This window comes from Cupriavidus sp. 01L46 (genome assembly GCF_056399905.1).
In genome coordinates this window covers 1-9367 of the sequence record NZ_JBFTSF010000253.1, presented here as the reverse complement: position 1 = coordinate 9367, position 9367 = coordinate 1, and the positions used below count along the sequence as shown (strand labels likewise).

Annotated in this window: 8 protein-coding genes; all 8 read right to left on the bottom strand. The window is 64.8% G+C overall.

What is annotated here, in order from left to right; translation table 11 throughout:
* Nucleotides 1-247 precede the first annotated feature (247 nt).
* On the bottom strand, nt 248-1156 hold the full coding sequence (gene hflC, locus AC1DS3_RS30120; RefSeq protein WP_441640352.1) for a protease modulator HflC: 909 nt from the start codon (nt 1154-1156) through the stop codon (nt 248-250).
* An 11-nt stretch (nt 1157-1167) separates the two neighbouring features.
* Nucleotides 1168-2580, bottom strand: a complete 1413-nt coding sequence (gene hflK, locus AC1DS3_RS30115; RefSeq protein ID WP_441640351.1) for an FtsH protease activity modulator HflK — start codon at nt 2578-2580, stop codon at nt 1168-1170.
* A gap of 104 nt (nt 2581-2684) precedes the next feature.
* Nucleotides 2685-3932: a GTPase HflX gene (gene hflX, locus AC1DS3_RS30110; RefSeq protein ID WP_477128552.1), complete on the bottom strand. Its 1248-nt coding sequence runs from the start codon at nt 3930-3932 to the stop codon at nt 2685-2687.
* Between the two features lie 297 nt (nt 3933-4229).
* Complete coding sequence (hfq, locus tag AC1DS3_RS30105) at nt 4230-4469, bottom strand: RNA chaperone Hfq (RefSeq protein WP_006157757.1); 240 nt, start codon at nt 4467-4469, stop codon at nt 4230-4232.
* A 207-nt stretch (nt 4470-4676) separates the two neighbouring features.
* Nucleotides 4677-6020: a ribosome biogenesis GTPase Der gene (der, locus tag AC1DS3_RS30100; protein ID WP_043347450.1), complete on the bottom strand. Its 1344-nt coding sequence runs from the start codon at nt 6018-6020 to the stop codon at nt 4677-4679.
* A gap of 225 nt (nt 6021-6245) precedes the next feature.
* Nucleotides 6246-7433 carry an outer membrane protein assembly factor BamB gene (bamB, locus tag AC1DS3_RS30095; protein ID WP_477128551.1) on the bottom strand — a complete coding sequence of 396 codons (1188 nt, stop codon included), beginning with the start codon at nt 7431-7433 and terminating at the stop codon, nt 6246-6248.
* 104 nt (nt 7434-7537) lie between these two features.
* Complete coding sequence (locus tag AC1DS3_RS30090; RefSeq protein ID WP_477128550.1) at nt 7538-8170, bottom strand: YfgM family protein; 633 nt, start codon at nt 8168-8170, stop codon at nt 7538-7540.
* 84 nt (nt 8171-8254) lie between these two features.
* Nucleotides 8255-9367: histidine--tRNA ligase (gene hisS / locus AC1DS3_RS30085; protein WP_477128549.1), on the bottom strand; the 1113-nt coding region annotated here is incomplete at its 5' end.

The following is a 9367-nucleotide window of genomic DNA, read 5'->3' as shown; positions in this document are numbered from 1 at the left end:
GTGATTGGACATGGTAAATCTCTTCACTTCACACAGTTGCCGGGGGGCCTTGAGCCACCCGTTGAAATTCGATCCCGCCGCGCGCCGTGCCGTAGGCGCCAGCCGCAAGCGGGGAGCCAGTCACCTGGCATGGCGGATGAGACGGCAGCGACGCCCCTCGGGAGCCTCGCTGGCCACCCCTCCAGCCGGACAAAACCCCGGCAAGCCGGGGTTTTGTCGAAGCGCCTGGCGGACGGAACCGCCTAGCTTAGCGACGGCTCGCCGGAGGCGCTGCCGCCGGCGCCGCTGCGCCGCCCGACGACCGCATATAGCGGAAGAAGTCGGAATTGGGCTCCAGCACCAGCACGTCGCGCTTGTCGCGGAACGTATTGCGGTAGGCCTCCATGCTGCGCCAGAACTGCGCGAACTGGGGATCCCGGCCAAACGATTCGGCGTAGATCTGCGAGGCGCGGGCATCGCCCTCGCCCTTGATCTTCTGCGCATCGCGGTAGGCCTCGGCCAGCACGACTTCACGCTGACGATCGGCATCGGCGCGGATCTTCTCGCCCTCGGCCGCGCCGGTGGAGCGCAGCTCATTGGCCACGCGCTTGCGCTCGGCTTCCATGCGGCGGTACACCGATTCGCTGATCGCGGGMAGCAGGTCGACACGCTTGAGACGCACGTCGATGATCTCGACGCCCACGGACTGCGCATAGTCGGCCATCGCGGAGCGGATATTCTGCATCACCTTCTCGCGCTCGCCGGCCACCAGCTCCGCCACCGTGCGCTTGCCGAATTCCTCGCGGGCGACGGAGTCGATACGCTGGGTCATGCGGTCCTGCGCGCCACGGATGTTGCCATTGAAGGCCACGTAGAACTTGCGCGGATCGGTGATGCGCCACTTGACGAACCAGTCCACCACCATGCTCTTCTTCTCAGCCGTCAGGAAACGCTCCGAAGCGGCCACGTCGATCGTCAGCAGGCGGCGATCCATGAAAATCACGTTCTGCAGCGGCGGCGGCAACTTGAAGTGCAGGCCCGGCTCGTTCACCACCTGCTTGATCTGGCCAAAGGCGAACACCACGGCGTACTGACGCTGGTCCACCACGAACACCATCGAGGAGCCGATCGCCAGCACGATGAAGAGGCCGATTACTACGGAAATCAGTCGGTTCATGTCGGGTCTCCTCAGCGCGAATCGCGGTCACGGTTGCGCAACAGCTCGCGCGACCGGTTATCGCCGCTGGCATCGGGCGCGGGAGACGTGCCGCTGCCCGCGGCAGGGGCCTGCGCGGCACCGGAAGCCGGCGCGCGCGCATCCACCGCCGATTGCGACATCAGCTTGTCCAGCGGCAGGTAGAGGAGATTGTTGCCCTGGCGTGAATCCACCAGCACCTTGGTCGAATTGGTATAGATCTGCTGCATGGTCTCGATATAGATGCGATCACGCGTCACCTGCGGGGCCTTGGCATACTCGGCCTGGACCTGGCGGAAACGCGAGGCATCGCCTTCGGCCTGGGCGGTCACTCGCGCCTTGTAGGCTTCGGCTTCTTCGTTCAGGCGCGCGGCGGTACCCTTGGCGCGCGGAATCACGTCATTGGCGTAGGCCTGGCCTTCGCTGATAGCGCGTTCGCGGTCCTGGCTGGCCTTATTGACATCGTCAAAGGCGGCCTGGACCTGCTCTGGCGGCTGCACGCTCTGGACGTTGACGGAAATCACGCGGATGCCGGTCTTGTACGCGGTCAGGATCGACTGGATCGACTTGGCCAGATTCTGGGCAATCTGTTCACGGTTCTCGTAGAGCACCGCGTCCATCTTGTTGCGCCCGACGATCTCGCGCACCGAGGTTTCTGCAGCCTGGGTCACCAGTTCTTCGTCGCCACCACGGTCGGTCTTGTTGTAGAACAGGAATTCGCTCGCGTCCTGGATGTCGTACTGCACCGTGAAGCGGACGTCGATGATGTTCTCGTCCTGCGTCAGCATCGACGCGTCCTTCAGGTTGCTGTCCTTGATMGAGGTGGAACGGCCCACTTCAACCGAGCGCACGCCCGACAGGTTGACAATTTCGGCGGACTGGATCGGGTACGGCAGGCGCCAGTTGATACCCGGGCCCGTGGTGTACTTGAACTTGCCGAACTGGAGGATAACGGCGGTCTGGCCTTCCTGCACCATGAAGAAACCGCTGGCCAGCCAGATGCCGACCGCTGCGATCACCACCACGCCGGCGCCGATCCCCGAACCCTTGCCCGGCGTACGCGCACCGCCGCCAAAGCCCTGGTTGCCGCCACCACCGTTTTCCTTGCGGCCAAGCAGGCCGTTCAGGCGACGGTTGAAATCGCGCCAGAGCTCGTCGAGGTCGGGCGGGCCATCCTGGGGCGGACGCTGGTTTTGCTGGCGATTGTTGTCGCGGCTATCCTTGTCCTTGTCCTTGTCTTTGTCTTCGTCATCCGGGCCGCCCCTACCCCAACGGGGATCGTTCAAAGACAGGATCGCGCGCAAACGCTGCCAGGCCGTTCGCGACGGTGCATGGCCGCCGTTGCGGCCACCTGCGCGGCTGCCAAAGGCATGGCTCGATTCAGAATTCCGGGGAAACAGGGGCATGAAGTGCACGGGTCCGGGATAGTTGGAACAGGGGGATTCTAACAGTCATCGACGCCACTTTTACCCATTTGGGGCAATCTGGCTGCGATTTCCGTCGAACTGGCTCACTGCGTGTCGGGTTCTTCCGGATCCACCCGGGTGTCATCGCCGTCAAAATCGCTGTCGAGATCGTCATCCGGGTAAGGCTGCGCATCGGCAAGGCGCGGATCCAGCGGGGGACGCTCTGGCGGGCGCTCGGCCAGCYAGCGCGCCACTTCCACCAGCGCCTCGCGCAAGGTATCCAGGCCGATGCCGTCGCGTGCACTGACGAACACGCGGGTCGGCACACCCTCTTCGTTGCGCTCCACGCGGGGGCCCAGTTCGAGCAGTTCCGGCGACGCGTCGATCTTGTTCATCACCACGATCTGCGGGATGTCGTCGGCATTGATTTCGGCCAGCACACGGTTGACCTGCTCGACCTGCTCGTGGCGCACCGGGCTGGAAGCATCGACCACATGCAGCAGCAGGTCCGCGTGCACGGTCTCCTCCAGCGTGGCGCGGAACGCGGCCACCAGCTGGGTCGGCAGGTCGCGGATGAATCCCACGGTATCCGACAGCACCACGTTGCCCACGCCTTCCAGGTACAGCCGGCGCGAAGTGGTATCCAGCGTGGCGAACAGCTGGTCCGCGGCGTAGGCCCTGGCCTTGGTGAGGGCGTTGAACAACGTCGACTTGCCTGCGTTGGTATAGCCGACCAGCGAGATGCTCAGGGTGTCGTTGCGCGCGCGCGCGCGCCGCTGGGTGCTGTGCTGGCGCTGCAGTCGCGTCAGGTCAGCCTTCAGCCGCTTGGCGCGCTCGTCCAGCAGGCGGCGGTCGAGCTCGAGCTGGCGCTCGCCCGGGCCGCCACGCATGCCAATGCCCCCCTTCTGCCGCTCCAGGTGGCTCCAGGCGCGGACCAGCCGCGAGGCCTGGTACTGGACCTGGGCGAGCTCGACCTGCACCTTGCCGACGTGGCTCTGCGCCCGCTGGCCGAAGATGTCCAGGATCAGCCCGGTTCGGTCGATGACATGACGCTGCAGGAAGCGCTCGAGATTGCGTTGCTGGGCAGGACTGAGCGAGTGGTTKAACACCACCACGTCGGCATCGAGTGCATCGGCGGCCTCCTTCAGTTCCTCCGCCTTGCCGGAACCGATGAACAGCGCCGGGTCGGGACGGGACCTGCGTCCGGTCAGCGTGTGCACCGGCGTGGACCCCGCGGTCGACGTCAGCAACGCCAGCTCGCTCAGGCTTTCCTGGAAATCATGCTTGCCGAAATCGACACCAACGAGGATGGCGCKGGAAGACTCGGAATTGGAAGTGGCTCTAGATTGCAAACGGGAGGATCGCGAAACGCGAGAAAGGAAAACGGGTTGGAGGCTACCAGATGGCAGCGGCTGGCGCCGTTAGGCAGGAGCCCTGGCCGGGGGAAGACGCTTGAAGCAGGGACGCTGTCCGTGGCGGAATGCACCAGGGTGAAGCATGTCCGTGTCCGTGGCCACTTTGCAGCCAGGATGGGCTGGCGTCTTTTGGTGTCGCGCCGGAGCATCTGGCCCCTGCGCGACACCGGCAACTGGCGGCCGTGCCGTGGTACGACTGGCCTGCCGGAAAACTGCGGTGCTATCCGCGAATGATCAGCCTTCAGCCGTTTCGTCCACGCGGAAATTCACGGCGCGGGCCGGTACGACGGTGGAAATCGCATGCTTGTAGACCATCTGCGTCACGGTGTTGCGCAACAGGACGACGTACTGGTCGAACGACTCGATATTGCCTTGCAGCTTGATGCCATTGACGAGGTAGATGGAAACCGGTACGTGCTCTTTGCGCAGCGCGTTCAGGAACGGGTCTTGTAGCAATTGCCCTTTGTTGCTCATGGCACACTCCAAATTTATAGATTTAGTGATAGATGATGGGGACGGTAATCCCCGATTCAAGTCAAACGGCGCAAACCGCGCCAAAAAAAGATCAAAACGGTACCAAGCTAGCATCGCCTCGCAGGGAACCCCCTGCTACCGTGAATTTAGCCTCAGTTCCAAACGAACGCAAACGAAACTTGCCCGCCTCGGCTCCCGTCGACTGACTCAATCCTTCGAGTCGGCATATGGGTTTTTGTTCGTTCTAAATTCGATGCGAAGCGGTGTGCCCTTCAGTTTGAAAGCCGAGCGGAAACGGTTTTCGAGATAGCGCCGATAGGTGTCGGCGATGCCGGAAAGCGAATTGCCGTGCACGATGATGATGGGCGGATTYGACCCGCCCTGGTGCGCGTAGCGCAGCTTGGGCCGCGTCGCGCCGACACGCCGCGGCTGCTGGAACTCGACCGCTTCCTGCAGGATCCGAGTGAGCTGCGGCGTGGGCAGCTTGACCATGGCCGCGGCATACGCGTCGTCCACCGAGCGCAGCAGCGCGCTGATGCCCGTGCGCTGCTGCGCCGACACAAAGTGGAAGTTGGCGAAGTCCAGGAACTGCAGCTTGCGCTCCAGATCGTGCTTGATACGGTCGCGGCTATGGCCGTCGAGGCCGTCCCACTTGTTGACGCCAACCACCAGCGCGCGCCCGGATTCCACGATGAAGCCGGCGATGTGCGCATCCTGCTCCGACACGTCCTGCTGCGCGTCGAGCAGCAGCACCACGACGTTCGCATCGGCGATCGATTGCAGCGTCTTGACCACCGAGAACTTCTCGATGGCCTCGAACACCTTGCCGCGCTTGCGCAGGCCCGCCGTGTCGATCAGCGTATAGGGCTTGCCGCCGCGCTCGAACTCCACATAGATGGCATCCCGCGTGGTGCCGGGCATGTCGAACGCGATCACGCGTTCTTCGCCGATCAGGGTGTTGACCAGCGTGGACTTGCCCACGTTCGGCCGGCCCACGATAGCGATCTTGACGCCGCGCTGGGCGCCCTCGTCTTCCTCGGCGAGTTCCGGGCGCTCTTTCACCGCCAGCTCCAGCGCCTCGTCGACCAGCTCGCGCACGCCGTCGCCGTGGGTCGACGAAATGGCATAGGGGTCGCCCATGCCAAGCTCGTAGAACTCCGACACCACGGTGGTGTACTTCATGCCCTCGGCCTTGTTCACGGCCAGCATGACGCGGCGCCCGGTCTTGCGCAGGTAATCGGCGATCACCCGGTCCTGGGGCGCCAGCCCGAGGCGGCCGTCGACGAGGAAGATCACCACGTCGGCCTCGACCACCGCCTGGCGGGTCTGCTTGGCCATCTCGGCAACGATGCCTTCCTTGGCCACCGGCTCGAAGCCGCCGGTGTCGATGGCGATGAACGGACGTTCACCGATGCGGCCTTCGCCATAGTGGCGATCGCGCGTGAGCCCGGGCAGATCGGCGACAAGCGCGTCGCGCGATCGGGTCATGCGGTTGAATAGCGTCGACTTGCCCACATTGGGACGGCCGACCAGAGCGATAACTGGTTTCATGCAATAAACGGAAATGGGGGCCGGCAGATGCCGCCCCCCAGGAACTCCGGAGTGATATGGGTCCGACGGCCGGGCGTCGCGCGCCTGGCCACTTTTCCTGTCGGGTGATCAGGCTTGCATTGCAACCCGACCTCGTTCACCTGCACGGCCAGAAGGGCCGTGCTACCGGATTGGCGCCGCCCGTGCCGACAGGTGCACGGACAGTCGCCATGAATGTCGACCGCCTCAGTCCGGCACGAAGCCGTAGAGGTTGCCGTCGCGTGTCTGTACCACCAGCGACGGGCCCGCCATCACCGGCGCAGCGGTAATCTCGCTGCCATCGGTCTTCAGGCGTGCCACGAACTGGCCGTCCTCGCGCGACAAGAAGTGTACATAGCCTTCGTAATCGCCCGCCACCACCGAACGTCCCACCGCCAGCGGCGTGCCGAGACGGCGATACAGCAGTTGATCGTTCTTCCAACGTTCAGTGCCGTTCTGGCGGTCAAATGCATGGACCACGGAGCGCTCGTCCCCGGCGTACAGCGAAGTGTCATCCTGCGCGGGGCCGGTCGGCGAAGAGAAATCCTTGCCCCACTGCGGCTGGCCATTGGTCAGCTCAAGGCAGGCGATCCGGCCCTGGAAGGTAGTCGCGCAGACCTGGCGGCCATTGACCATGGGCTGGCCCGTCACGTCGTTAAGCCGCTCGATCTCGGACACGCCCTTCGGATAGGAAACCGTGCTCTCCCAGCGCAGCACGCCGTTGCCCGGAGCCAGCACACCCAGCTTGCCGCCGGGGAAGCCCATCACGATGCCGTCGYCGGCAAACACCATGCCCATCGAGGCGCGCAGGTTGAGCGCGGTCTGCGAGCGCTGGTAGATCCAGCGGCGCTCGCCGGTCTGCGCATCCAGGCCAAGCACCCGGGTATCGGTCGTGCGCACGACCACCAGGCCGTTGCCGACCAGCGGCGCCGAGAGAACCTCCCCGTTGACCTGCTTCTTCCAGATCTGCTTGCCGCTGGCGTCAAAGGCAAAGACCGCGCCCTTCTCGCCCGCCACCGCCGTGACGGTGCCGTCGCTGCCGGGACCGGAAGTCAGGTCGATGTCGGTCTTGGCCTCCCACAGGGTGCGTCCCGTGACGCCATCGAGCGCCAGCACCTTGCCGCCGTTGGCAGATGCATAGACGGTGCCGCCGGAGACGGCGGGTTGCAGCGAGTACGGGCCGCTCTTGCCAACGCTGGCCTTCCAGGCCTGGCGCACCGACAGCGTCTGGGTGATCGGCTTGAGTTCGACCGGCGTGCGCTTGTCAGCCTTGCTGAACAGCGAGCAGCCGCCCAGGCTGGCGACGCTGGCCGCACAAGCGGCGGCCACCACCAGGCCGCGGACAGATTTGCCGTGTTGCTGGTTCTGGGCCGTGCCGGAAAACAATGACTTCATGAGGTTCCGATCCTGATTTAAGTTGAGGCGCAAGGGTGCGGGCAAGCGGGGCATGCATGGCATGCGAATCCCGCKGGCCTGTCGGCGAGCCGGGCCAACCGCCGTCAGGCGGTGCCCAGCGCGTCAAGCTTGAACTGAATGATCTGGCGCATGGCTGCATCATTGGCGCTCAGCTTGTCGAGCGCCTTCTGGTAGGCCGAGCGGGCTTCCGGGCGCTTGTCCTGGGCAGCCAGCAGATCGCCCCGGCGGTCCGCATACAGCGCCACGAACGGTGCCGGCGGCTCGTCCTTGAGCAGTGCCAGGCCCTGGTCGTAGGCCTTCTCGTCAAGCAGCACGCCAGCCAGGCGCACGCGCGCGAGGTGAGCATACTCGCCATCGCCGTGGTCGATCGCCCATTGCAACTGGGCCTTCGTACCAGCCAGGTCGCCTGCATCGTACAGCACCTTGGCCGATACCAGCGCGGTCATGGGGCCGTAGGCGGTCTTGCCGAACTTTTCCTCAAGGTCGCCGGCGGCGCGYTTGATCCGCTCGACATCGCGGCTCTCGGCCGCCTTGAMCACCTGCTCGTACAGCAGCGCCGCTTCCCCAGCCTGCTTGCGCTGCCAGTAGTTCCAGCCGCTCCAGGCAGCGAAGGCCAGCAAGCCGGCGATCAAGGCCCAGGTCACGGTGTTGCCGTACTGGCGCCACCAGGCCTTGAGGCTCTCAAGCTGTTCCTGTTCTTCTAGATCGTAAGCCATGTCGAGGGATCCACCCGCGTTTGTTTGTATGAAGGACCGCGCTCTTGCGGTCCCTGGTTCCGATGCCGCCGCTGACCTGCAGGCTTACTCGCTGGCGCCAACCATGGCGTCGATGATGTGGTCGACCAGCTTTTCAGCCTCCACCGTCACCTGCGCGCCGCCGCCTTCGGCCTGGGCGCCCTGGCGCAGGCCCTTGACCTGTGCCGTGCCCGCCACCACCTCATCCTCGCCAATGATAACGGCATAGGCCGCACCGCTACCGTCGGCGCGCTTCATCTGCGACTTGAAGCTGCCGCTCTTGCCGTCGGGCGTGGCATGCAGCAGCACGTCGAGGCCGGCATCGCGCAGGCGCTCGGCGATGATCATGGCCTGCTGGCCAGCCGCTTCGCCCTGGTGGACGAGGTACACATCGGCGCCTTCCGCCTGCGGCACGAGCTTTTCCTCGCGCAGCAGTTCAATGATGCGCTCGATGCCCATCGCCCAGCCACAAGCCGGTGCCGCCTTGCCGCCCATCTGCGCGATCAGCGGATCGTAGCGGCCGCCGCCGGCGATGGTGCCCTGCGCACCGAGCTTGTCGGTGATCCACTCGAACACCGTCAGGTTGTAGTAGTCCAGCCCGCGCACCAGGCGCGGATTGATCTTGAACGGGATGTTGTTGGCCTTGAGCAGGCGCTGCACGCCGTCGAAGTGGGCAAGCGACTCCTCGCCCAGGAAATCGATCAGCTTGGGCGCGTTGCTTGCCATTTCCTGCAGCGCGGGATTCTTGGTATCCAGCACCCGCAGCGGGTTGGTGTACAGGCGGCGCTTGCTATCTTCGTCAAGAATGCCCTGGAAGCCTTCCAGGTATTTGATCAGTTCTTCGCGGTGCGCGGCGCGCTCTTCGGCCTGGCCCAGCGAATTGAGTTCGAGGCGCACGCCGACCAGGCCCAGGTCATCCCACAGGCGCTGGCACATCATGATGATCTCGGCATCCACGTCCGGGCCGGCAAAGCCGAGGGCCTCGGCGCCGAGCTGGTGGAACTGGCGATAGCGCCCGCGCTGGGGACGCTCGTGGCGGAACATCGGACCGGTGTACCACAGGCGCTTGGGGCCGTCGTACAGCAGGTTGTGCTCGATGGTGGCCCGCACCGCGGCCGCCGTGCCCTCGGGGCGCAGCGTCAGCTGCTCGCCGTTGAGCGCATCGGTGAAGGAATACAT

Bases quoted from the DNA above. Each gene is read 5' to 3' on its own strand.
- hfq (WP_006157757.1), bottom strand. From the start codon at position 4,469: ATGAGCAACAAAGGGCAATTGCTACAAGACCCGTTCCTGAACGCGCTG.